Source organism: Maribacter aurantiacus (assembly GCF_005780245.1).
Taxonomy (GTDB): Bacteria; Bacteroidota; Bacteroidia; order Flavobacteriales; family Flavobacteriaceae; genus Maribacter; species Maribacter flavus.
In genome coordinates this window covers 17,212-43,070 of the sequence record NZ_VBUK01000001.1, presented here as the reverse complement: position 1 = coordinate 43,070, position 25,859 = coordinate 17,212, and the positions used below count along the sequence as shown (strand labels likewise).

The 25,859-nt window shown below is 42.7% G+C and carries 20 protein-coding genes; 17 read left to right on the top strand and 3 right to left on the bottom strand.

Features of this window, described 5'->3' with window-relative positions:
• Positions 1 to 2: 2 nt before the first annotated feature.
• Both FEK29_RS00180 and FEK29_RS00175 read right to left on the bottom strand, forming a co-directional pair.
• Positions 3 to 1,091 (bottom strand): sensor histidine kinase, encoded by a 1,089-nt coding sequence (locus FEK29_RS00180; RefSeq protein ID WP_138256386.1) that lies wholly within the window; start codon positions 1,089 to 1,091, stop codon positions 3 to 5.
• Between the two features lie 606 nt (positions 1,092 to 1,697).
• Positions 1,698 to 2,909 (bottom strand): site-specific integrase, encoded by a 1,212-nt coding sequence (locus FEK29_RS00175; protein WP_138256385.1) that lies wholly within the window; start codon positions 2,907 to 2,909, stop codon positions 1,698 to 1,700.
• 707 nt (positions 2,910 to 3,616) lie between these two features.
• On the opposite strand from FEK29_RS00175, the gene FEK29_RS00170 reads away from it, so the two are divergent.
• The 17 genes from FEK29_RS00170 to scpA all read left to right on the top strand — a co-directional run bounded on the left by FEK29_RS00170 (position 3,617) and on the right by scpA (position 24,529).
• Positions 3,617 to 5,398: a sensor histidine kinase gene (locus tag FEK29_RS00170; RefSeq protein ID WP_138256384.1), complete on the top strand. Its 1,782-nt coding sequence runs from the start codon at positions 3,617 to 3,619 to the stop codon at positions 5,396 to 5,398.
• Positions 5,395 to 6,045 carry a response regulator transcription factor gene (locus tag FEK29_RS00165; protein WP_138256383.1) on the top strand — a complete coding sequence of 217 codons (651 nt, stop codon included), beginning with the start codon at positions 5,395 to 5,397 and terminating at the stop codon, positions 6,043 to 6,045. Before FEK29_RS00170 ends, FEK29_RS00165 begins: the two co-directional genes overlap by 4 nt.
• 100 nt (positions 6,046 to 6,145) lie before the next feature.
• Positions 6,146 to 7,150: a hypothetical protein gene (locus tag FEK29_RS00160; protein WP_138256382.1), complete on the top strand. Its 1,005-nt coding sequence runs from the start codon at positions 6,146 to 6,148 to the stop codon at positions 7,148 to 7,150.
• 427 nt (positions 7,151 to 7,577) lie between these two features.
• Entirely contained in the window at positions 7,578 to 8,981 is a 1,404-nt protein-coding gene (gene uxaC / locus FEK29_RS00155) for a glucuronate isomerase (protein ID WP_138256381.1), read from the top strand.
• Positions 8,982 to 8,997: 16 nt separating this feature from the next.
• Positions 8,998 to 10,038, top strand: coding sequence for a sugar kinase (locus FEK29_RS00150; protein WP_138256380.1), 1,041 nt, complete (start codon positions 8,998 to 9,000; stop codon positions 10,036 to 10,038).
• Between the two features lie 113 nt (positions 10,039 to 10,151).
• Positions 10,152 to 10,820: a bifunctional 4-hydroxy-2-oxoglutarate aldolase/2-dehydro-3-deoxy-phosphogluconate aldolase gene (locus FEK29_RS00145; RefSeq protein WP_138256379.1), complete on the top strand. Its 669-nt coding sequence runs from the start codon at positions 10,152 to 10,154 to the stop codon at positions 10,818 to 10,820.
• A 4-nt stretch (positions 10,821 to 10,824) separates the two neighbouring features.
• Positions 10,825 to 11,802, top strand: coding sequence for a TRAP transporter substrate-binding protein (locus tag FEK29_RS00140; protein WP_138256378.1), 978 nt, complete (start codon positions 10,825 to 10,827; stop codon positions 11,800 to 11,802).
• Between the two features lie 3 nt (positions 11,803 to 11,805).
• On the top strand, positions 11,806 to 12,264 hold the full coding sequence (locus FEK29_RS00135; protein WP_138256377.1) for a TRAP transporter small permease: 459 nt from the start codon (positions 11,806 to 11,808) through the stop codon (positions 12,262 to 12,264).
• On the top strand, positions 12,264 to 13,559 hold the full coding sequence (locus tag FEK29_RS00130) for a TRAP transporter large permease (RefSeq protein WP_138257304.1): 1,296 nt from the start codon (positions 12,264 to 12,266) through the stop codon (positions 13,557 to 13,559). The genes FEK29_RS00135 and FEK29_RS00130 overlap by 1 nt, the downstream gene beginning before the upstream one ends.
• Before the next feature lie 6 nt (positions 13,560 to 13,565).
• Entirely contained in the window at positions 13,566 to 15,011 is a 1,446-nt protein-coding gene (locus FEK29_RS00125) for a tagaturonate reductase (protein WP_138256376.1), read from the top strand.
• Positions 15,012 to 15,016: 5 nt separating this feature from the next.
• Entirely contained in the window at positions 15,017 to 16,630 is a 1,614-nt protein-coding gene (locus FEK29_RS00120) for a UxaA family hydrolase (protein ID WP_138256375.1), read from the top strand.
• 93 nt (positions 16,631 to 16,723) lie between these two features.
• A complete protein-coding gene (locus FEK29_RS00115; protein WP_138256374.1) occupies positions 16,724 to 18,271 on the top strand; it encodes an aldehyde dehydrogenase (NADP(+)) in 1,548 nt (515 codons plus the stop codon).
• A 261-nt stretch (positions 18,272 to 18,532) separates the two neighbouring features.
• A complete protein-coding gene (locus tag FEK29_RS00110; RefSeq protein ID WP_138256373.1) occupies positions 18,533 to 18,901 on the top strand; it encodes a hypothetical protein in 369 nt (122 codons plus the stop codon).
• 118 nt (positions 18,902 to 19,019) lie between these two features.
• Positions 19,020 to 20,057, top strand: a complete 1,038-nt coding sequence (locus FEK29_RS00105) for a sensor histidine kinase (RefSeq protein ID WP_138256372.1) — start codon at positions 19,020 to 19,022, stop codon at positions 20,055 to 20,057.
• 93 nt (positions 20,058 to 20,150) lie between these two features.
• Positions 20,151 to 20,912, top strand: coding sequence for a LytR/AlgR family response regulator transcription factor (locus FEK29_RS00100; protein WP_138256371.1), 762 nt, complete (start codon positions 20,151 to 20,153; stop codon positions 20,910 to 20,912).
• A 91-nt stretch (positions 20,913 to 21,003) separates the two neighbouring features.
• The gene (locus FEK29_RS00095; RefSeq protein ID WP_138256370.1) at positions 21,004 to 22,389 is read left to right on the top strand and encodes a methylmalonyl-CoA mutase subunit beta; all 1,386 of its coding nucleotides are present in this window, start codon (positions 21,004 to 21,006) and stop codon (positions 22,387 to 22,389) included.
• The gene (gene scpA / locus FEK29_RS00090; RefSeq protein WP_138256369.1) at positions 22,382 to 24,529 is read left to right on the top strand and encodes a methylmalonyl-CoA mutase; all 2,148 of its coding nucleotides are present in this window, start codon (positions 22,382 to 22,384) and stop codon (positions 24,527 to 24,529) included. The genes FEK29_RS00095 and scpA overlap by 8 nt, the downstream gene beginning before the upstream one ends.
• 68 nt (positions 24,530 to 24,597) lie before the next feature.
• Here the strand turns inward: scpA and FEK29_RS00085 are convergent, their stop codons facing one another.
• The gene (locus FEK29_RS00085; protein ID WP_138256368.1) at positions 24,598 to 25,839 is read right to left on the bottom strand and encodes an MFS transporter; all 1,242 of its coding nucleotides are present in this window, start codon (positions 25,837 to 25,839) and stop codon (positions 24,598 to 24,600) included.
• Positions 25,840 to 25,859: the final 20 nt, after the last annotated feature.

Sequence of the window (25,859 nt, the reverse complement as noted above, 5' to 3'; positions counted from 1 at the left end):
GGTCACAATTTAGGAAAATCGATGGTAAAAACGGTTCCTTTTGGGGTATTTGGCGCATGGGAGATCGTGCCTCTATGGCTGCTGATGATTCCGTGGACCACGCTGAGGCCCAATCCGGAACCATCGCCTGTCGGTTTGGTCGTAAAAAAGGGTTGAAAGACCTTTTCGGCAATTTCGGGGTCGATGCCCTTTCCCTGATCGGCTATCCGTACCCTGATGTTCTTTCCTTTTTCGGCAATTTCGATACGGATGCTCCCCTCTTGGGGAGAGTAATAAGCAGCGTTCATGATCAGGTTGAACAGTACTTGGGTCAACTGCACGGTATCGGCCCTTAGTTTGAGGCTTTCATCGGTGAAGGACTTTTCAAGCTTGATGTTTTTTGCCCTGAGCTGTGGTTTGAGTAGTTTCAGCACGTTCTCGACAGTTGGAATCAATTCTACAACCCCCATCTCTTGGGGCATTTCACAAGCGAAGAACATGAGTTTTTTGACAATTTCACGACTGAAGATGGCATTGTCCATGATTTTTTGCAGGTCACGCACGTTTTCCTCGTTCCTGACCTTTTCCTTCAATAGTTCTGCAAAGCCTAGAATATTTGCCAATGGTGTATTGAGTTCATGGGCAATTCCAGCGGTGATTTCCCCCAAGATATGTAAACGGTCCGCACGTTCCATCTGTCGGCGGGTAGCCGCCTCGCTATCCCTAATCTGTTTGCGCTCCAAAAGATTTCCAATGGCTAAGCTGATATTGTCGAGTAGCGTTTGTTCTTCACCCAGAAAATCATCCTTCTTATATTTATTTGAAGGATAGCCCACAGTAATTTGGCCATCGACTTTGTTGAAAATCTTGATATCGGAAGTCAGGGTGACCCTGTCCAAATCATAATACTCAGTCTGTACTTTATAGCCGCTTGTATACAAGTAAGCTTCCGCGTCATCATCAAACTGCCAACCACGTTTGATACAGTATAATATGGCCTCCAACGAGCTTTCAAGCTCGTCGTAGTCAGAATTGACGATAATCGAGGTGACCTCGTAGAGACAGGTGAGCTCTTTTACGCGTTCCTTTAGTTTGGCTTCAGTTGATGTCATGGCATTTAGAATCTTGCTGCTAAATTCAAAAAGTGAAGTTCTAAAATAATTGGTCAGTAAGGAAATAAAGGTTAGGTAAATCTGTTCTGTTTTTGCGCAATCCTAGTGGTAGTTGGAAAACCCCCAAAATCCAAGTCTGACCTATCGGACGACCCTCGCCCGAACAAGGTCGTCTTTCAGTCTGCTATTTTCAAACATGTACAGAACGTCAATGCACTGAAATAAAGGCTTAGGAAGTTCATCTAAGGGTTCAACGGGGTGGCGACCAAATACCTGCAGAACTACCTGAACTAGTTTCTGGTGCTCGAAAAGATAAAACATTTCACCGAGCGCGTATGGCAATATTTGCCGCCATCGCCCGAACCTCGAACACCTCATGGTTCGAGTACAAACAGGTCCTCTACAATATGTTAATAAGAACTTAGCTTTAATCAATTGAGAATTGATTTCTGTAGACGAAAAATCCATTATATCTGCCTACCAGCTTATAAAATCCATTGGAGAACTAGAAGTACTATATGAAATTACTGGGTTAATGAGGTACAGGCTCTGTATTTTTAAGGATTATCTCGATTTGTTTAAGGTAGGTCTTTAAGCAAAAACAATTTATACCAGTAGCAATTCGCTAGCCTCATCCAAAACAGAACTATCCAATTCTTTTAAATATGCTTGGGTTATTGCCAAATTTTGATGTCCCATGGACTCGCTTATGACATCCGTAGCAACCCCTTTTTGTTTTAAGCAGTTTGCGAAACTGTGCCTGGCTACATAACTACTTATATTTTTATCGATTTTACAGAGTCGGGCGATTTCCTTTAAATCCTTATTGAATTTCTTCAGGGTTTTTGATTTCCTGTTTTCTATTTGGATGGGGGTCATATTCTCATTCAGTAGCAATGGGAAGACATATTTTGTGCCTATTGAGTTTTCTTTATAATAGTTTAGTATTTCTTGTACCGGAGGAAGCACTTTTAAAATGAAATTGCCCTTGGTTTTGGAACGTGTGTAAAAAATCCTGTCCCCTTTGATGTCATTCCATTCCAATTTCATCATGTCAGTAAAGTTCATACCACGTGTATAGAAACTAAAAACAAAATAGTTACGGGTATTTCTTAATGTAGGATAATTTGAAATATCCATTTTCACGATGCGCTGTACCTCATCAAAGTTTAAAGCCCTTTTGGCTCCTTTTCCTTTTAACCTAGAAAGCTTGTATGCTTTGAAAGGATAGAAATCGGATTTTACAATATTTCGGCTAATGCCAAAGTTGTATAAAGCCCTAATAGCCCTCATTCGAACACCAATACCGCCATCGGTCCCGCCTCTAGACCTGAGAAAGACTTCGTACTTATTCAAATATGTAGGAGTTATTTGTTTAAAGGTCAGGTTGGTTGAACGGTTGAACATTTTTAGGGAGTTGTATGTGTCTCTATTTGCTCTTGCATTTCCCGTTCTTCCGGCTTCTATCATTTCACAAATTATTTCTTCCCAAAAAGCGAAGACATTTGTTTTTATTGGATTGGTTTCAATGCGATATCTTTTTTCAAATTCTTCCAAACCGAAATCTTCTTTCTCAATTTGCAATTCTCCTACAACCTTCAATGCCCGGTCTTGGAATTTATGCAACAGCCTGTTGTTTTGTATGAAATTTTCGTTACGCTTATTAAATTTTCCGGCATTGCTATCCCACTCCGCTTCGGTAGCATCAAATAAGGTCTTGAAATATTTTGATTTTCTGTCCTTGGTTACTCTCAAACAGATGGGATATTTACCATTTGAAAGCTTCTTTTTTCGTAGAATTGTTTTGACGTTAATCATGGCCTTTGTTTAGATCGGGTACAACATAGGTACAACATTTTGCTTTTTAAAAGTACATTATATGAAAATAGATACAAAATAAAAATTTATAATATGCTTAAAATCAATTAATAAGAAAATACATGAAACTATATGAAAGCTAATTCTTGCTGACTGTTAATCAGAGGGTCCTTGGTTCGAGCCCAAGAGGAGGAGCAAAAAAGAGAAAAACCTTGTCGAAAATGGCAAGGTTTTTTTGTGCCCAAAAGTTTCTGGGCGAGATGCCTGTTCCTAAGTTTTCGACTACCTCAAAATAAACGAAATAAACGGAAACCCTAATGCTTTACTGAGCTTGGGATGTAAGGAGGATTAAAAATGGAAACGACCCTATCTACAAAGATGGAACTTTTTGTATCCAACAGTTTTTGGGAGAGAAGTCTGTTCCAACCATTTACTCAACGCTCAGTGGGGACTTTTTAGAGGTGATTTAAGAAAAAAATGAAATCCAATCTATTGGTGCCGGTTTTTTTAGGTAAGCTTCATTTAACTGCAATTAAGAGGGTTATCCGAATCAAGTTAAAACTTTAGAATTTGCCTTATTGGTGACAGATTGCTTTAACCTATATTGGTACCATAATCATTTTTAAAATCATATTTTGGAGTCTCGAAAAATTCTGTCGGTGATTTTTCTGTTCTTATTCTCGTCATTGGTTTTTTCACAAAAAGGAATGTCCATTGCAGATAGTATTATTAAATCGGTACAAGAGAAAGAATCGTATGTGGAAAGAATAGGTCTTTTGCAAAAAGAAATTCAAACTATTTACCTAACCCAATATGAGGAGACCCTAGCCTTGGCGCGTTATGGTTATACCTTGGCCAACAGCAGAAACGATAGCATAAATAAGGGGGATTTCTTAAGAAGTATAGGTGGCGCCTACCAAAAATTGGGTTTCATTGATAGTGTTTCCATATATTTTTTTAAGGCCCTAAAATTATTGGAACCCACCAAGGACAGTGAAAAGTTGGGTCTACTTTACGATGATATGGCCAGGCTCTATCGAAAACTGGAACAACCCAAAAGAGCTTTGGAGTTTTATGATCGGGCTCTTGAACTCTATGAAAAAGAGAATGATTTAGAGGGGATTGCTCGTATCAATAACGAAAGTGGTGCCGTGTATAGCGATAACGGCGATTATAAAATAGCAAATGAACGTTTTGAAAAATCCTTACGAATTCAAATACAGCGCAATGATTCGGTTGGAATTGGTTATTCACTGGAATTTTTAGGGTATAATCAATTACAGATCAGAAACTACCAACGGGCAGAATCCTATTTAATGCAAGCCCTGAAGGTCCGCAAAAATGTAGGTGATGAATTTGCAATAATGCTAAATTACACAGCTTTAGGGGAATATTATAAAGAGATAAATAAAGCTTTAACCTCGAACGAATACTTTGAGAAGAGCAATTCCTTGGCTCGCAAGATCAATTTTTTGGATATTCAGGCTTATAATCATCGCCAATTAATGGAGAACTACGAAGTTTTAGGTGATTACAAAGCAGCATATGAAAACCTAAATGCCTATAATATATTGAATGATAGCCTCTACAATACACAAAAAATTAGAGATGTTGAAGAGATAACCGCAAAATACGAAACGGCCGAAAAGGAAAATGAGATTTTGCAGCAACGGGCCAAAATTGCGGAGAGCGAACTGCGTTTAAAAAAGCGCAGTCAGTGGATCTTTGGTCTGTTGGGCTTGGCCCTCATCGTGGGGCTTTTGGGTTTTTTATTCTACCGCCAACAGGTCTTTATCAATGAAAAACAGAAAAGGGACGGTGAATTAAAACTGGCCATGGAGAAGATAGAAAGTCATACCAAATTACAGGAACAGCGCTTGTCCATTTCCCGTGACCTCCACGATAATATAGGCGCTCAACTATCTTTCGTTATTTCGACCATAGATACTCTAACATTTCATGTTCAAGGAACCAATGATAAAGTCCTTACCGGTTTGGCAAACTTGGGAACCTTTACCAAGGAGACCATGCAAGAGCTAAGGGACACGGTTTGGGCTATGAACAAATCGGACATTACCATACAAGATCTACAGGCGCGTATGGCCAATTTTGTGGAAAAAGCAAAGCATGCCTATCCCGGCAGGCATATCGCCATACAAGTGGCCGCCACGGTTCCGTCCACACTCGGGTTTACGGCGTTAGAGGGCCTTAATATTTTCCGGATCCTTCAGGAGGCCCTTAACAATGCACTGAAGCATGCCGGGGCGCAGGCAATGCTCGTAAGAATAGAGAAGGAGGAAAATGCCGTTCTTTTTGAAATATCGGATGATGGAAAGGGTTTCTTGGAGAACGAGGTTGAACCGGGAAACGGGCTATATAACATACGCAAGAGGGCCAAGGAATTGGGCGGTGAACTTCATTTGGAATCCCAGCCCGGCCAGGGTACCCGTATCGTTTTTCAACTAGAAGAAAAAAAGCACAGCAAATGAGCATACGTACGGCAATCATAGACGACAATCATTTTCTCATTAAGAGCCTACAGGAAAAACTCTCGTTGTTTCCTGATATTACCATCTCTTTTACAGCAAATGACGGGCTACAGTGCATGGACAAGCTGAACCAAGATCCGCAGGTAGACCTTATGCTGATGGATCTGGAGATGCCCGTGAAAAATGGTATAGAGGCTACGGCGGCGGTCAAGCAAAGGTGCCCTGACTTAAAAGTGATCATACTTACGGTTTTTGATGATGACGAAAATATATTCAATGCCATACAGGCAGGCGCAGATGGCTATCTGCTAAAGGAGACCGGGGCCCATGAACTGCATAACGCCATGGTACAGACCCTGAACGGCGGTGCCATAATGACACCGTCCATAGCGCTAAAGGCACTGAACCTCCTGCGTTCGCCCTTGGCCCCAACTGTGGCCCATATGGAAGAGTCCGTCCAACTTTCAAACCGCGAAGTGGAGGTGTTGGAACAGTTGTCCACAGGAATTCCCTATACCGCCATTGCGGAAAAACTCTTTATTTCCCCGTTTACCGTGCGCAAGCATATTGAGAACATCTACGAGAAATTACAGGTAAATTCAAAGGTGATGGCCATAGAAAAGGCCAAAAGAAATGGGCTAATTTAAACCTATATGATGTAGCAATGGTAATCTAAAATAGGGCATATGCCCTATTGAAACAAAAATGTAGGAAGCATAGTTTTGCAAAAACTATAATTTTTACTTTATGAAGCTTATTAAATTAAACCTGCTACTTGTTTTAGTATTGGGCTATTTTCATTTTACTTGCGCACAAAATGTTCAGGACTTTAAAATAAAGTTATTGGGGGCTGCCAATTTAAATTATAGAAAAAGTCCCAAAAAAGTGGTCATTTCAGATTTTCAGTTGAATTTCCAGACTGCATTGGAAATGCAGGACAAAAAGGCCGGGGGTAAAATGTGGCGAGGAGGTTTAAAGGGAGACGCGACGGCCTCTTTGGCACTTGCTTTGGAAGGGTTGAACGAAGCGTCCCTACAAGAGATTACCGATCAACTTTTTGAACAGTACAAGGCCGAGCTCAATGCCAATGGTTTTGAGGTTGTACCTATAGAAGGACTTTGGGCCAACAATGCGTATGACAAGAGCCGCGATAAAAGATGGGAGTTAAAGGCAGGTAAGGGTGCGGAGAAAGGAAATGTGTTCGGGGATATTGTCATGCGGCCAAGCAGCCAACAGTTTATAGTGGCGAAAAAATCGTTCAATGGAAAGCAGAAGAACAACTTTACGGTACTTAGTGATTTTGAAACTCAAGTGGAATCTAAGATAGCTAGCCAAAAAAACGATTTTATCTTTAACAAAGTAGTGATTTACATTCAAGCGTTTGAAAATTCCATGAGTGAAGCCGAAAGGTCTTTGAACCGCATGGCAGGTTATGCTCAGGTGAAAGCGGAAACCGATTTTAGGCTAAGTGATATGAGCTTTAATAAATTTGGTTCTGGTCAGATGATAGCTAAAGATGGGGTAGAAGTGACCAATGTATTGGAAAAGCAAAAGTTTGATGCATCCCAGGCAGCGGATGTGGACAAGCTTGGTACCGATGTTGGGGTTTTACGTATTTGGGATGTGGATGATAGGGAGGAAATGACATTAGGTGTAGTAAAATGTGACTCGGATAAATATGCAAAGGGCACCCAGTTAGGGGTTGAAGCCTTTTTAAAGGCCACGGTCCAAAAGTTGAGGGAGAAGTCCTAGCACTATTAATTTACCAAATTGAAAAATCCCTTGGGGCACTTGCACAAGGGATTTTTTATTGAAATAAATCTTAGTAGTTGGCGTAAGTTTAATACTTAAATTTGGTTCAGTTTTCCATTTATTGTTAGGGTTTCTCAAAAAATTGTAATACCCGGTTTCCTTAAAAGTATACAAAATGTAATTAGTGACTTGAGCTTTAGAATAAATACTAACTTTTCAGTTCTTGTTTTTTAAGTAAACATATCATAACTATGCATATTCTTATAAATGTAATTTTTACATTTAATGTTTATGCGGTTCCATTTTGCTTTGAATCCTTTATGTCGAATAAAAATGATCGTGTATCTTAACGTCTTTTTAAAATATAAGAACGAATCGATACTAACTTTAGCCCAAAAAGAAAGCTTGGTGCGAATAATACAATCCAATTAAAGTGAAAAATTTCATCACCGATAATTTTTTGTTACACAATCAATTTGCAGAAGAGCTTTACCACGGCTATGCGGCTTCGATGCCTATCATCGATTATCATTGCCACCTTCCCCCTGCTGAAATTGCCAAGGACCATATTTTTGAAAACCTTACAAAAATTTGGATTGAGGGTGATCATTACAAATGGAGGGCAATGCGGGCCTTTGGTATCGATGAAAACTATATTACGGGAAGCGCACCGGATCGGGAGAAGTTACGGAAATGGGCCAAAACGGTTCCCTACACCCTCAGAAATCCTTTGTACCACTGGACGCATTTGGAACTGAAACGGTATTTTGGGATCGACGATTTGCTGAACGAGAAAACTGCCGACAGGATTTTTGACGAGGCGACGGACAAATTACAAAGTCCGGAATTCAGTTGCCAAAACTTGATAAAGAATAGGAATGTGGAAGTGGTCTGTACCACGGAAGATCCGTTGGATTGCTTGGAACATCATAAAAAATTGGCCAAAAGTGATTTTGGGGTGAAGGTGAGTACGGCATTTAGGCCGGATAAGGCGCTATTTATCTCGAAACCCGAATATTTGGACTATTTGGAAAAATTGTCTGATGTAAGTGGAGTGACCATCGATTCCTTTAAATCGCTCTGCGATGCCCTGTCCCTACGTTTGGATTATTTTGGGGAGAACGGCTGTAGCCTTTCGGACCACGGTCTAAGCTATATTCCCTATCAGACCTTTACCGATCAAGAAGTGGAGAATATCTTTCAAAAGAGAAAGGAAAATAAGGTCTTGGCTCCTGATGAAAGTGAAAAATTCCAAACGGCGGTTCTGCTCTTTTTATGTGAACAATACAGTAATAGAGATTGGGTACAGCAATTTCATTTAGGGGCCCTTAGGAACAATAATTCAAAGATGACACGTTTATTGGGTCCCGATACGGGTTGGGATTCCATTGGGGATTATAGACAGGCCGAAGGGCTATCCAGGTTTTTGAATGCCTTAGACGAAAGGAATGTACTTGCCAAGACCATATTATATAACCTAAATCCTTCAGATAACGAGGTAATTGCTACCATGACAGGGAATTTTAACGATGGTCGCATCAAGGGGAAAATGCAATTCGGTTCGGGGTGGTGGTTTTTGGATCAAAAGGATGGTATGACCAAACAGTTGAACGCCCTTTCCAATATGGGATTGATTAGTTGTTTCATTGGAATGTTAACTGATTCTAGGAGTTTTCTTTCTTATCCCAGGCATGAATATTTTAGAAGGGTACTTTGCAATTTGTTCGGGGAGGAAATGAAAAACGGTGAAATTCCACAGGATTTTGATTTGGTAGGTGGCATTGTTCAGGACATTTGTTACAGGAACGCCAAGGAATATTTTAAATTTTAAAAAGAACAATATAATAATGAAAAGAGTAATCACTTTTGGGGAAATAATGCTTCGACTTTCGCCTCCGGGGTTTTTAAGATTCTCCCAAGCGGATTGTTTTGATGTTGTATACGGGGGAGGCGAGTCCAACGTAGCGGTCTCCCTGGCCAATTATGGCGTCCCTGTCGATTTTGTCACACGTTTGCCCAAGAATGATATCGGGGATTGTGCCCTTATGGAGATGCGAAAGCGGGGGGTAGGAACTGACAAGATAATTTATGGGGGCGAGCGATTGGGTATCTATTTTTTGGAAACGGGAGCGGTCAGTCGCGGTAGTAAGGTAATCTACGATAGATCCCATTCCGCCATTTCAGAAATTGAACCCGGTATGATCGACTGGGATTCCGTTTTTGACGGTGCTGGCTGGTTTCATTGGACAGGGATAACACCCGCCATATCACAGGGTGCTGCAGATGTTTGCCTAGAGGCTGTAAAAGCGGCAGACAGAAAGGGAATTACAATTTCTACGGATTTAAACTATAGGGCCAAATTATGGCAATTTGGCGGCGACCGTGAAAAAATAATGACGGAACTGACTTCCTATTGCGACATCATTTTGGGCAATGAGGAAGATGCCGAAAAACATTTTGGAATACATCCTGAAGGTCTGGATGTCCATAAGCACGGACAGGACGTAAAGGCAGAAGCTTTTCTATCTGTCTGTAAACAGATGATGGAAAAGTTTCCCAAGGCAAAAAAAGTAATCACTACCCTTAGGGGTTCCATATCGGCCTCCCACAATACATGGGCCGGTGTACTTTGGGATGGCAAAACCATGTACGAGACCAGACAATATCAGATTACGGATATCGTGGATAGAGTCGGTGGTGGCGATTCCTTTATGGGCGGACTCATTTATGGATTGATGAAATATGAGGGCGATGACCAGACCGCCTTGGATTTTGCCGTGGCGGCTTCCTGTTTGAAACACACTATTAAGGGCGATGCCAACTTGGTAACGGTAGATGAGGTAGAAAAGTTGATGGGCGGAGACGCTTCGGGTAGGGTTGCGAGATAAGTCTACCTTTCCCCGGGTTGTAGAGGGAAAAAAAGCTTTATCATGAAAATTAAGAATTAAAATTTTAAAGAATGGAATCCTCACCGTTGGAAGGATTTATATAGGAAGGGCATATGGCACAATATTCAAGAATTGAAGTAGCAAGGGTAATGAAGGAAACGGGTATGGTTCCGTTATTCTATCATCCTGATATCGACCTGGGAAAGAAGGTCCTAAAGGCCTGTTACGATGGCGGTGCTAGGTTGATGGAATTTACCGCTCGAGGGGACTTTGCCTTTGAGGTTTTCCTGGAACTTAACAAATATGCGGTAAAGGAACTTCCCGGTATGATCATGGGGGTTGGCTCCATTACGGATGCGGCGGCGGCCTCGCTTTTCATGCAGATGGGGGCCAATTTTATCGTAACCCCATCGCTTAGAGAGGATATCGCGATCGTTTGTAACAGACGAAAAGTGCTTTGGTCCCCGGGTTGTGGTTCCCTGACGGAAATCAACCGTGCCGAGGAACTTGGGTGCGAGATCATTAAACTGTTTCCAGGATCCACATACGGACCTGAATTTGTAAAGGCCATAAAAGGCCCACAACCATGGACCAGTGTTATGCCCACGGGCGGCGTAAGTACGGACGAAGCCAACCTAAAAGGCTGGTTCGATGCCGGGGTGACCTGTGTGGGAATGGGCTCCCAGCTAATCAGTAATGAGGTTTTGAAGAATAGGGATTTTGTTGGTTTGAGCAAAAGCGTAAGGGATACCTTGGCCCTGATAAAATCCCTTAGAAAATAGGCGTATGAGGTTTCATCGGATATATTTTGGATTGGTCACGGCACTAGTAGTGCTTAGCTGTTCCGATGAAAATGCCGTAAAGACCTTACGTTTGGGTCATGGTCTAGATGTTAGCCATTCGGTTCACAAAGCCATGGTGTCCATGGCTGAGGATTTGGCAGAGCGTTCAGGTGGTAGGCTAAAACTAGAAATCTATCCAAGTCAGCAATTGGGTACTGAAAGGGAATGCCTGGAACTGTTGCAGATAGGAAGTTTGGATATGACCAAGGTATCCGTAGGTGTGCTTGAGAACTTTGCTCCCAAAATGAAAGTGTTAGGTTTGCCTTTTCTTTTTAGGGACAGACAGCATTCGTTTGATGTTTTGGATGGGCCTATAGGGGAAATGTTGTTGAAAGATGGGGAAAAATATTGGCTAAAAGGTTTGGGGTACTATGATGCTGGGAGTCGTAGTTTTTATACGATGAACAAGCCTATTTTAAAGCCTTCAGATTTGGAGGGAGAAAAAATTCGGGTGATGGAAAGTGCCACGGCCGTAAACATGGTCAAGGCTTTGGGCGGGTCTCCCACTCCTATCTCATGGGGAGAGCTTTATACCTCGCTGCAACAAGGGGTGGTGGACGGTGCCGAAAACAATCCTCCAAGTTTTTATCTTTCAAGACATTATGAAGTATGTAAATACTATAGTTTGGACGAGCATACCGTATTACCCGATGTACTCTTGATCGGAACATATGCCTGGGAAAAACTCACTGAACAGGAGCGGGAGTGGTTGAATGTATCGGTTGAAAAATCCATAAAATATCAACGGAAACTTTGGGCGGAAGCGGAGACCGAAGCACTTCGGGAAGTTGAAAAAGCGGGCGTTGAAATAATCAGGCCGGACAAGACCCCTTTCGTCGAAAAGGTATCCGAGATTTTTGAAAGCTATAAGGATGATGATGAAATGTACCCACTAATTAAGCAGATCCAGGAAACCAATTAGCACATGAGAGCGACAATAGATAGGATTTTGGGCAAGACGCTGGTATTTATTATGTCCGTGATGGTCATCAACGTATTATGGCAGGTGTTTACGCGGTTCGTAACCGGTAATCCCAGTTCCTTTACGGATGAGTTGGCGCGGTACTTAATGATATGGATCGGGGTTTTGGGAGCGGCCTATGTGTCTGGGCGAAATCTTCACGTGGCCATTGATATTCTGCCTGCCCGTTCAACCAAGCGAAGACAGAAAGTACTCAAGGCCATAGTGTATTCGTTGATTATATTGTTCGTACTGTTTGCATTTGTTATAGGTGGCTCTAGGCTGGTCTATATCTCGTATGTCCTTGGCCAACAATCCCCCGCCCTCCAATTACCCTTAGCGGTAGTTTATATGATCATCCCCATTAGCGGTCTTTTAATAATGTACTACAAGATTTCGGATTTAAAAAAGCTATTGTCATGATGGAACACATCCCCATTCTGGTCTTGGTACTCAGCTTTATTTGTCTCTTGTCCATTGGTACGCCGGTAGCTTGGAGTATCGCTATTTCATCCCTCCTAACTATGCTGGTGAGTATTCCGGTAGTTCCCGCATTGACGACGGTTTCCCAGCGCATGGCAACCGGTCTAGACAGCTTTGCCTTATTGGCCATTCCCTTTTTTATTTTATCGGGAGAACTAATGAACAAAGGTGGTATCGCACACCGACTCATAGCCTTTGCAAAGACCTTGGTGGGTTCCCTTCCAGGTGGCTTGGCATTGATCAATGTGATCGCTGCCATGCTCATGGGTGCCATCGCAGGGTCGGCCATGGCATCCGCCTCCGCCATGGGCAGTATTTTAGGTCCGGAAATGGAAAAGGAGGGCTATTCCAAGGAATTTGGAGCCGCTGTGAACATTACTTCTTCTACCACAGGATTGGTCATACCTCCAAGCAACGTGCTGATCGTCTATTCCTTGGCCAGTGGGGGCGCCTCCATTGCAGCCCTCTTTTTGGCTGGCTATATTCCAGGGATATTGACAGGACTTTTTCTGATGATCGTCGCCTTGGTATGGGCAAAGAAGAAGAACTATAAGGTAGGCAAACGAAGTAGCATTAAGGAAGTGGTGAAAACCTTTGTGGATGCCCTGCCCAGTTTGTTCATGTTGGTCGTAGTTATCGGGGGCATCGTTACGGGTGTCTTTACGGCTACGGAGGCATCGGCCATTGCGGTGTTGTACAGTCTGGTTCTTGGGTTTGTCTACAAGGAAATAAGTTTTTCGTCGCTACCTCAAATATTACTGAATTCATCGGCCACCACCGCCATTGTCATGCTGCTCATTGGTGCGTCCATGTGCATGTCCTGGGCCCTGTCCTATGAAAACATTCCCCAGGATATCAGTTCAGGCCTGTTAAGTTTGAGCGACAACAAAATCGTCATCTTGTTGATTATCAATCTAATCCTGCTTTTTGTAGGTATATTCATGGATATGACACCCGCGGTGTTGATATTCACCCCTATATTTTTACCGATTGTCACCAAATTGGGACTGGATCCTGTCCATTTTGGAATCATCATGGTATTGAATCTCTGCATTGGGCTATGCACACCCCCCGTGGGTTCTGTTTTGTTTGTGGGTGTCGGTGTGGCCAAAACGACCATCGAAAAGGTATTTAAGCCCCTACTTCCCTTATTTGTGGCCATGATTATCGCCTTGTTCTTGGTAACTTACATTCCAGAATTAAGCCTGTGGTTGCCAAGCTTGTTCGATTTATAATCCAGTATGGAAAATCTTAAAAGAGAATCATTTTCAAGTTCCGGATCCTTGCCCATAAAAGTGGTACAATTTGGGGAGGGTAATTTTTTGAGAGCCTTTGTGGATTATGCAATCAAGGTATTGAACGATACCGTGGGGTTCCATGCCGGAGTAGCCGTGGTGCAACCCATTGAAAATGGAATGGTCCCCTTGTTAAATGAACAGGACGGGTTGTACACCTTGTTTACCAAGGGTATTAAGCAAGGCGAGGAAGTTCAGGAGAAGATACTGATTGATACCATTGTCAAAGGTGTCAACCCTTACGATGAATTTGAGGAATTTCTGGAATTGGCTCGAGGGAAGGACCTCGAGTTTGTGATTTCCAATACCACCGAAGCAGGGATTCGTTATGATGGGAACGATCTCTTTCACATGACCCCGCCCAATTCGTTTCCTGGAAAACTGACCCGTTTCCTATATGAGCGATTCCTATATTTTAATGGAAATCAAGATTTTGGGCTGACCATCATTCCCTGTGAACTGATCAATTACAATGCCGATACCTTGAAAACAGTTATTCTGCAATATATTGATCTTTGGAAGCTTTCGGGGCAATTTAAAAACTGGGTCTTGAATGCCTGCACATTACACAACACCTTGGTAGACAGGATTGTACCGGGCTACCCGAAGGCCGATATCGAGGCATATAATCTGGAACTGGTATATAAGGATCGACTCATAGTCACTGCCGAAACATTTTTTCTATGGGTCATTGAAGGGGATGATAATCTCAAGAAAAGACTTCCATTTCATAAGACGCCTTTGGATGTTCGTATCGTGGAGGATATGCAGCCTTTTAGGACAAGAAAGGTGCGAATATTGAACGGTGCCCATACCGCTATGGTCCCCATGGCATTGCTATATGGCAACGAAACCGTGAAGGAAACAATGGACGGCCCTTTTACAGGGGAATTTATTCGGTCCCTAATTCTTGAGGAAGTAGTCCCAACCTTGGCCATGGACAAGCAGGAATTGGAAGTTTTTGCCGAAGAAGTTTTTGATCGCTTTAGAAATCCGTTTATTAAGCATCAATTGTCCAGTATCGCTTTAAACTCCATTTCAAAATTTAAGGTTAGGGTGCTGCCCAGTCTTTTGGAATATGTTGAAATGAAAGGAAAATTGCCGTTGAGAACGGTATTTGCCTTTGCCTGTTTGGTCAGATTTTATCAAGGGCATTGGCAAGGAAAAGAAATGCCTTTGAATGATGATGAAGCTATCATCAATACGTTTAAAAATCGTTGGCAGCTTCCCTTGGAAAACATAGTGAAGGAACTATTGGGAAATACCACGTTCTGGGATACCGATTTAAATCAGGTGGACGGACTCCCTTTGGCCATGGAAGATGCCTTGCGGTATTTGGATACGCAAGGTGTGGAAAAAGGATATCAAGAATTTGAGGAAAGTTACAAGTAAGCACTATGCAACAACGGTTGATCAAAGTACACGAGGATGATAATGTCGGGATAGCCCAGACCGATTTATCCGAAGGTGAAATTGTCCATTTTCAAAATGACAATTTGCAAATTCAGAATCCTACGAAGGCAAAACATAAAATTGCACTGGAAGAATTATCAAAAGACGCTAAAATAACCATGTACGGGGTCTTGGTAGGCAAGGCAACCATGCCCATCAAAAAAGGCGGACTCTTAACCACCGAAAACGTAAAGCATCAAAGCGAAAGCGTACAAGGACGAAAGGAAAAGTATCGTTGGAACCCTCCAGATATTTCCAAATGGAAGGATAGGACATTTTTGGGCTACCACAGACCGGATGGGCAAGTGGGCACGCAGAATGTATGGCTGTTCTTTCCGTTGGTCTTTTGTGAAAACAGAAATATTCAGATTTTAAAGGATGCTTTTGAAAAGGAACTGGGCCTTGGCAAAATAAGCAGGCAACGGCAATTGCTACGGCAACTCATACAAGGCAAAAATCCCAAAGTTGGCGAGGATGCCGCGGTGGGAGAAAGGACTTTTGAAAATGTCGAAGTTAAGTTTATTACACACCAAGGAGGTTGCGGAGGAACGCGCCAAGATTCGGAAATGTTGGCCAGGTTATTGGCGGGTTACATTAAAAATCCCAATGTAGCGGGAGCTACGGTCCTAAGTTTGGGATGTCAAAATTTACAGATAGACCTCCTAAAAAACGCCTTGAAATCGTTGGATAAAGACCTTCAAAAACCCGTATTGATCTACGAACAGCAACAAATGGGGACCGTTGAGGAGATGCTGAATACCATCATCCTGGAATCTTTTGAAGGAATCAAGGAGGCGAATAAAATCGAAAGGAAACCGGCACCGCTTTCCAAAATAAATATGGGCTTGGAATGTGGTGGTTCCGATGGTTTTTCGGGAATTTCCGCCAATCCTGCCCTGGGATATACTTCGGATATTTTGGCCGCACTGGGAGGATCTCCCATGCTCTCCGAATTTCCTGAATTATGTGGTGTGGAGCAGGAATTGGTAAACCGATGTGTAAGGGATGTGGATGCCGAAAGATTCATTGATTTGATGAAGGCCTATGAACAATCGGCAGAACGGGTAGGTTCTGGTTTTGATATGAACCCTTCACCGGGAAATATCAAGGACGGCTTGATTACCGATGCGATGAAATCTGCTGGAGCGGCCAAAAAAGGAGGTACCTCACCCATACAGGCGGTTTTGGATTATGGGGAATATGTGACCAGAGCCGGTCTCAATCTACTTTGCACCCCAGGAAACGATGTGGAAAGTACTACGGGTATGGTAGGATCTGGCGCCAATATAGTCGTCTTCACGACCGGTTTGGGAACGCCCACGGGAAACCCAATCGCTCCCGTAATCAAAGTGTCCTCCAATACCGAAATGGCCAAAAAAATGCCCGATATCATCGATATCGATACAGGACCGATAATCAGGGGAGAGACTTCCATCCAACAAATGGGCGAGGAAATTCTGGAATATGTCATAAAAGTGGCAAGCGGTGAAATCACGGCAAAGGCGGATATCTTAGGACAAGATGATTTTATCCCATGGAAACGGGGAGTATCCTTATAAAAACCTAAAATCATGCCGGAATGCTGAGGTCAGCTCTAACAGTTTCCCTAATTTTAGGGGTAAATTAATGAATACAAGGAAAAAGAATAACAAATGAGTAAAGAAACAACCTATTATCAGGCAATAAACCCGGCAACAGGAGAAAAGCTAGAAGGTGAATTCAAAAATTCCACTTGGGAAGATGTAGACCAAGCCGCTCAAAATGCAGCCAAGGCCTTTCAGGTTTACAGAAGGCTTGATAACGAGACCAAAGCTAAATTTTTGGAAACAATTGCCGATGAAATTCTTGCATTGGGTGATGCCCTGCTTGAGCGTTGTAATCTAGAAACTGCTTTGCCATTGGGACGGCTTACCGGAGAACGGGGAAGAACCATGAATCAATTAAAATTGTTTGCCAGTGTAGTTAGGGAAGGTTCTTGGGTAGATGCCCGCATTGATTTGGCACAACCTAATAGGGAGCCCCTGCCCAAATCGGATATACGACATATGTTGATTCCATTGGGTCCGGTTGCGGTCTTTGGGGCAAGTAATTTTCCATTGGCATTCTCAACAGCTGGTGGTGATACGGCTTCGGCCTTGGCAGCGGGATGTCCTGTGGTATACAAAGGGCATCCGGCGCATCCAGGAACCACTGAAATGATTGCAGGTGCCATTCAAAAGGCCGTCGAAAAAATAGGGTTACCAGAGGGTGTGTTTTCCTTGGTTCAGGGAACCTCGATCGAAGTCGGTGAAAATCTGGTGAAGCATTCAGCAATAAAAGCTGTTGGTTTTACGGGATCTTACAATGGGGGTATGGCTATATTCAATTATGCGAACTCAAGGCCCATTCCAATTCCCGTTTTTTCTGAAATGGGAAGTACAAACCCCATGTTCATTTTACCGGGGGCACTTAAGGAGCGTGCCTCGCAATTGGCCCAAGGCTATTCCAATTCACTTAATATGGGCGTTGGCCAATTTTGCACCAATCCCGGTCTTAGTTTTTATCCAAAAGGGGACAAGTCCAATGAATTTCTTGAGGTGTTATCAAATCAAATAAAGGCTACCGAGCCGGCAACCATGCTTACGGCTGGAATCCAATCGGCCTATAATAAAGGGTTGGAAGAACTCTCCGGAACAAAGGACTTGGAAGTTCTGGGCGAAGGAAAATCCGCAGGTGGGGGTATCGGGGTTTGTTCAAAGGTTTTCAAAACTACGATAGACACCTATTTGAAAAATAGTAAACTCTCTGAAGAAAATTTTGGTCCTTCTTCCATATTGGTTGAAGCATCAGCTAAGGAGGATCTTTTGAACGCTGCAAGAAATCTTGAAGGCCATTTAACGGCCACCGTGCACGCTACCGAGGCTGATTTGGAGGAATATGCAGAACTATTTGAAATTTTGGAGCAGAAAGTTGGGCGTGTATTGGTGAATGGTTATCCCACCGGGGTGGAGGTATGTCATTCCATGGTTCATGGAGGCCCGTTCCCCGCTACAACGGCACCAAGTTCAACGTCTGTGGGGACCAATGCCATAAAGCGATTTGTTCGGCCGGTCTGTTATCAGGATTATCCGCAAAGTTTACTTCCACCGGAACTTAAGAACGACAATCCCTTGGGCATTTGGCGTTTGGTAGATGGCGAGTTTTCCCAAAAATCAGTGTAGTTCTTTCTTTAAATTATTTGGTGCCCCTTTGATTTAAGTTTTAAAGGGGTACTTTTTTTTAGTTTTTTATATTCCTTCGGGTTTACACATATCTTTTTCCGCTTGCAATTAAATAGGTGCCGTTGCTTCATTTTAACACGAAGCGGTTTCAGGTCAATTTTTAGTCACTTCACACTAAAACATCCCTTGAGGCACTACTTCTATCCTACATTTGCCCTGTAAATAATTCGTAAACAGATAGATAATTAAAAAATAGATATAATGAAAAAAGTTAGTGTTTTACTAGGGATAGGAATTTTGTGGGGTTTATTGATTTCGGCAAAAGGCGATTGCAACCTTAAAAATTTGGAGCACAATCCGCATACGACAAAATATAATCCATTTGCCGAAGGATTGCAAATTTCCATAGAGTCAGCCAACCTGAATGCCAGCGAAATCGTCGTGTTGGAGATCGAGGAAGAAGTGGATTTGGGTTTTGACACATTAGAATACCTGCCTCTTGGTTTTAATGCCTACGACGGAATGGAATTAGCTGTTGAGGATATTGTGGTTCTTGAAGAAGATGAAGAAGTGTATTTGGGTTTTGATGTAGCCCTTTACCTCCCAAAAGATTTCAATGCATATAAGTAACAGGTGGTTGATTGTTGCTAGTTAGCACCTCTAAATAGGCCTTCATTAACTTGGAGGCCTATTCTCCATACAAGGTCCAACCAACCAAAATTAATGTACTTTTAAAGCCTAAGAATCCATGCGACCAACCACTATGATAAAACCAATAAAGGCCGGACAGATAATCAAGGTTTCCTTGCTTTTGGCCATTCTTATTTCGCTTCCCAGGTCTATTTATCTATACAATATGTTTTCCGGTGGAAGTATTGACCTTTCCGGTGAGTTGGTAATGGATTTTCTGTATCGTTATATCTTCTTTGCTTTATTCTCTTATTTGATTCTACAAGTAAATACCAATTTGGTATATCAAAAGATAAAGGCAAGGCATACCGTACAATTGGTCATAGTAGTGGTGATTGATTTTCTTATTTTACTGTTGTTATTGACATTATACCATTTTATGTATTATCATGTGATGGGCGTTGATATAGATAAACGTGATTGGGGGTTTGTGAAATTCAATTACGTAGTACTTACCGTAGTCCTTTTTTTTATAGCTAGGGTATTGCGCTTGCAGACAGATCAGCAGGAAAGTAAATTGGAGAACGAACGGTTAAAACAGCAAAACCTTCAAAACGAACTTGCCGCATTAAAGAATCAGATAGACCCACATTTTCTGTTCAATTCCTTAAACTCGCTAACTTCTTTGATAAGGGACAATAAACCGGCAACACAATTTGTGAACAAACTTTCATATATGTACCGATATATCCTCCAAAGCGGAGACTCCAATTTGGTGACGGTTAAGGAGGAGTTGAAGTATTTGGAAAGTTATGCATATCTCATTGAAACGAGGTATAGAGATCGTTTCCAGTTGAATATAAAGATTGACGAGTCTTTTTTGGATAAAAAACTACCGCCTATGGCCTTACAATTGCTGGTTGAAAATGCCGTAAAGCACAATGAGATATCCGCTTCCCACCCACTTAAAGTGGACATTTTACAAAGGAACGGGTCTATTTTTGTAGAGAACATTATCAGGCCAAGGACCAATTTGGCGGATGGAACAAAGAACGGTTTGATAAATTTGAAAAAACGCTATGCTCTGCTATTAAAACAGGACTTAAGTATTCGGCAGGACAACGATATTTTCAGTGTGGAGTTACCTTTGGCATGAGAAGCATGTAGTTACATTGAGTTTTATTGCAAGCTATATACCTTCTAAGAAGGGAATGTTTAAAAAGCAAAATAATAACCAAATTTTAAACGTGTGCAAGTAATCATCGTAGAGGACGAATTGGCGGCCAGTGAAAACTTGGCCTATTTACTTAAATCCATTGATGAAACCATTGAAGTGGAACAAGTTCTGGAATCCGTGACCGATGCGGTAGAATATTTTTCCGTACCCTACAAGGCATCCCTCATTTTTATGGACATCCATCTGGCGGACGGACTTTCCTTTGAAATTTTCGAAAAAGTTAAGGTTAGTACTCCCATCATTTTTACCACGGCCTACGACCAATATGCTCTAAAAGCTTTTAAGGTGAACAGTATCGACTATCTCTTAAAGCCCATAGACGAGGTTGAACTTTTAGAAGCCATTAGAAAGTTTAAAAGTAGGACACCGGACAAGGGTATAGATAAGCAACAAATAGACAGTCTACTAAATTTGATCGGTGGTCGAGGGCAAAATTACCGGGAGACCTTTTTGGTAAGTCACCGGGATCAGCTAATTCCCTTAAAAACGGATAGTATCGCTTATTTTAGAATCGATACGGGCATCGTTAAAGGAGTTACGGTAGATAATCAATCGTATGTAATGGATACCAAGTTGGAAGAAATCGAGGAAGGCTTGGACCCTGCAAAATTCTACCGTGTCAATAGACAGTTCATTGTAAAAAAAGATGCCTTGGAAAGCATCAAATACTACTTCAACGGAAAACTCATTATAACCCTATCTCCCGCCTGTGATGAAAAAGTGGTGGTTAGCAAGGCCAAGGCCACGGCCTTTAAAAACTGGGTGAATACGTAATTAAAAGAGTATTTTACAGGTTGCTGTAAGCAGTCGTTTTTCCTTATTTCTTATCGTATCTTTGGGAAAGTACCATTGATATAATCCCGTAATGTCAAAAAAACAGGCAACGCCTCTTTTTAACGATTTTCCCCCGGTTTCCGCCAAAGCTTGGAAACAGAAAATTCAGTATGACCTAAAGGGAGCCGATTACAATACGGAGTTGCTATGGACTTCCAGGGAAGGAATCCATGTAAAACCTTTTTATCACAGGGAGGATCTTGAAGAAACCTTACCTGCCACGGGTACAATCACCTCATGGAAAATAGGGCAATCCATGTACGCGGGCAACGCGAAATCAGCGAACAAAAGGGCATTAAAAGGATTGGAAAATGGGGTCGAGGTGCTAGATTTTACCATTCCCGATATTGAAGTAAAGCCTGAAGCGCTTTTAAGGGGTATCGATTTGGAAAAAATTCCGGTGTCGTTCCAATTTCAATTTCTATCAGGGTCCTATATAACCTCCCTGCTCAAATCCGTAGGCAAAGGAACATCCAATCTGCAATTGAACATCGATATCATCGGGAATTTGGCCCGTACCGGAAATTGGTTCCACAACCTGAACAAAGACCTTGAAGAGCTGGAAGTGCTGCTACAAACCGGGGCGGATACCATTTTGAGTATCGACACCACCTTGTATGAAAATGCCGGGGCGGATATGGTGCAGCAATTGGGATACGGACTCGCCCACGCCCATGAATATGTACAGCATTTGTATGACAAAGGCCTATTAAATAAACTGGGAAGGGTCACATTTAAGGTGTCCGTTGGGGGCAATTATTTCTTTGAGATAGCGAAGCTTAGGGCCTTGCGGCTACTCTGGAAAACGTTGATGGAAGATTACGGTCTCACGGCGGACTGCCATATCATTGCGGAACCTTCCAAGAGGAACAAAACGTTGTATGACTACAATATGAATATGGTCCGGACTTCGGCCGAAAGCATGAGCGCAATCTTAGGCGGGGCGGAGGTAGTTTTCAATCACCCGTACGATAAAATATACCATAAGGACAATGGGTTTTCAAGCCGAATCGCCCTAAACCAGTTATTGATTCTCAAGGAGGAAGCCTATTTCAATAGTGTACATAATCCTGCCGATGGCGCCTATTACATCGCATTCTTGACCGCCCAATTGGCGGAAAAAGGGTTGGAACTTTTTAAATTGGTCGAACGGGAGGGCGGTTTCCTTCGGCAATTGAAAAACGGCACCGTACAACAAAAGATTAAGGAAGCTGCCATCAAGCAACAAAAGGAATTTGATCAAGGGAACGAAGTACTTGTAGGAACGAACAAATTTGTGCATGGTTCCGATACCATGAAAGCCGATTTGGAGCTGTACCCTTTTGTGAAAACCCGGTCCAGAAAAACCCTAATAGTACCCATAATAGAATCACGCTTGGCCGAAGCCATGGAACAAAAAAGGCTGAACGATGAGTAGAAGGAACGTACAACATATCAAACTTAAAACCGGGAATGCCACGAACGATTCCACCAATAGTTCCCAAGAGGAATTCGTGACTGCGGAAGGTATTACTTTAAAAAAAGTGTATACGAAATCCGATCTGGGCGAATTGGAGCATCTGGATTTTGCAGCGGGTTTGCCACCTTTTTTACGAGGTCCGTATCCTACCATGTACGTCCAGAAACCTTGGACAATCAGGCAGTATGCCGGGTTTTCTACGGCCGAGGAAAGTAACGCCTTTTACAGAAGAAATCTGGAGGCAGGACAAAAGGGTCTGTCGGTCGCCTTTGACCTTCCCACCCATCGGGGCTATGATAGCGACCATGAACGCGTTGTGGGCGATGTTGGCAAGGCTGGGGTTGCTATCGATTCCGTGGAGGATATGAAGATTTTGTTCGATGGCATTCCGCTGGATAAAATGTCGGTTTCTATGACTATGAACGGGGCGGTAATCCCAATCATGGCCTTTTACATTGTTGCCGCTGAGGAACAGGGCGTATCCAAAGAGCAATTATCGGGAACCATCCAAAACGATATTCTTAAGGAATTCATGGTGAGGAATACCTATATCTATCCCCCCGGGCCTTCTATGCGTTTGGTCGCCGATATTTTTGAATACACAAGTAAGTTTATGCCCAAGTTCAATAGCATCAGTATTTCCGGGTACCACATGCACGAGGCCGGTGCTCCGGCCCAAATGGAATTGGCCTATACCTTGGCCGATGGCTTGGAATATATACGAACAGGTCTTGAAGCCGGACTCAAAATCGATGATTTCGCACCAAGGCTTTCCTTTTTCTGGGGGATTGGTATGAACCATTTTATGGAAATCGCCAAGTTACGTGCGGGTCGCATGTTATGGGCCAAATTGGTAAAGAAGTTTGGTCCGAAAAATGAAAAATCATTGATGCTGCGTACCCATTGTCAAACCAGTGGTTGGAGCTTAACGGAACAGGGCCCTTTTAATAATGTAGCCAGGACGACTATCGAGGCCATGGCGGCGGTCTTTGGTGGGACACAAAGTTTACATACCAATGCCTTGGACGAGGCCATTGCCTTACCCACCGATTTTTCGGCACGGATTGCACGTGAGACCCAATTATTTCTTCAGGAGGAAACTAAAATTACGAAAACGGTGGATCCATGGGCCGGCAGCTATTATCTGGAAACCCTAACCCATGAATTGGCACAAAGGGCCTGGGACCTCATAACAGAGGTGGAGGAATTAGGTGGAATGACAAAGGCCATAGAGGCAGGAATCCCCAAAATGCGCATTGAGGAGGCAGCGGCCAAAAAACAGGCCCGATTGGACAGTGGAACCGATTTACTTGTAGGGGTTAACAAATACCAATTGAAACAAGAAGATGTCCTGAGTATTTTGGAGGTGGATAATGAGAAGGTTCGGGAGCAACAGCTATCCCGACTCGCAACCATCAAGAAAAATCGGGATGAAACAGCAGTAATGCGACTTTTAGATCAACTTACAAAAGGGGCAAAGGATTCACTTGAAGAAAACAAACAGCGTGATAATTTATTAGCTTTAGCAGTCGAAGCAGCTAGGGCCAGGGCGACTTTGGGCGAAATCAGCACGTCGCTTGAAAGGGCCTATGGTAGGCATACGGCAAAAACCAATACGATTACAGGCGTGTATTCCAAGGAGATCAAACAGGACGAAAGTTTTAAGAGGGCGATTCAGTTGGCCAACGAATTGGCTGAAAAGGAAGGCCGAAGGCCACGAATCATGGTCGCCAAAATGGGACAGGATGGACACGATCGTGGGGCCAAGGTAGTGGCCACCGCCTATGCCGATTTGGGATTTGACGTGGATATAGGACCCTTGTTCCAAACACCGGGAGAGGTCGCCAAGCAGGCCGTTGAGAACGATATACATATTTTGGGGATTTCCTCATTAACGGCCGGGCATAAAACCTTGGTCCCAGCCGTTATCGAAGAACTTAAAGCCTATGGCAGGGCCGATATTCTTGTGATTGTTGGGGGTGTAATTCCCAAACAGGACTATGCATTCCTAAAGGAAAAAGGTGTTACCGCCATTTATGGCCCGGGAACAAAGATAAGTGATGCCGCCATAGAAATATTGGAGCTATTATTACAATAGAATCCGTTCAGGGGCAATAAAAAAAGGGACCTTGTACGGAATCCCTTTTTTATGGTATTGTTTCTATATTAAGCCGTGGCTACTTCACCAGATGATTTTTTGTTTTTCATCCAAAAATATAGGATAATGAACATCACAACGGCCAAGGCGGGGAAAATGGTTATGGTGCGCATCGTTTCCTGTCCTGCTACCAATTCCAGTTCATCACCAGTAAGTCCAGTAGCGGCTACTTTCTCCAAATCGGAGTCTATCCACCTTCCGGTCAAGGGTTGAAAGATTGTTTGGGAAAACATTCCCACGGCTCCTATAATGGACATACCCAAAGCGCCACTTTTTGGGATTTTATCGGCTACAAAACCTATCATGTTAGGCCAGAAATAGGCAACACCCAAGGCAAAAAAGATAGCAGCTACATAAGCCATGGCTCCAGTTTGGGTACTAAATAGATATACACCTATCGTAGCTAAAACAGCAGACCCTAGCAATACCCCGGTTTGGTCGAATTTTTTGACCATATCACCACCAAAATATCGGGCAACGGCCATAATACCCGTAACCAAGGCTAGAATCAACATAGGCTGGGCACCACTTTTTGCCAGTATGATACTGGACCACTGTTGTGGAATGAATTCTGAGGCGGCGGTTAGTGCCATACAGGCGATCATGAAAATAAAAAGCGGAGAAATCATTGCTTTTAGGTTACCACTCAAGGTAGCACCTTCCTCCACCTTGGCTTTTGGCCAAGTTTGTCCTAAGAATAGATATCCGTAAATAAGTGTTGGGATAACAATAACCCAAATTTGGGATTCCCAACTCAATCCGGCATCCGTCATAAATTTTGAAATCAAACTACCTATTACAATGCCCCCGGGAAACCACATGTGGAACCTGTTCATCATGGTGCTCATTCTTGTACCCTGATAGGCATCTGCAATCATTGGATTACAAGCGGCCTCGGTACAACCATTGCCAAGTCCAATAAGCAGGGTAGAAATCAATAGACCTGTGTAACTACCGGAATAGATGGTTAGGATAATTCCTAAAGCGTGGGCAAAAAAGGCAAAATTCATAATGGCCTTTCCTCCAACCTTATGGTAAATCAATCCTCCAATTACCATAGATATTGGAAATCCTAAAAACCACATGGAGTTAATAAATCCTAATTGTTCTGCGGAAAGGCTCAGTTCCTCTCCCAATTGCGGTAAAATACCAGCCCTGATACTAAAGGAAAAGGCTGTTGTAATCAAAGCGAAACAACTTGCATAGAACAATCTGTTCGCATTTACGTTTGAAGTTGCTGTTGAACTCATATTAGTTGGTTTTGTTAATT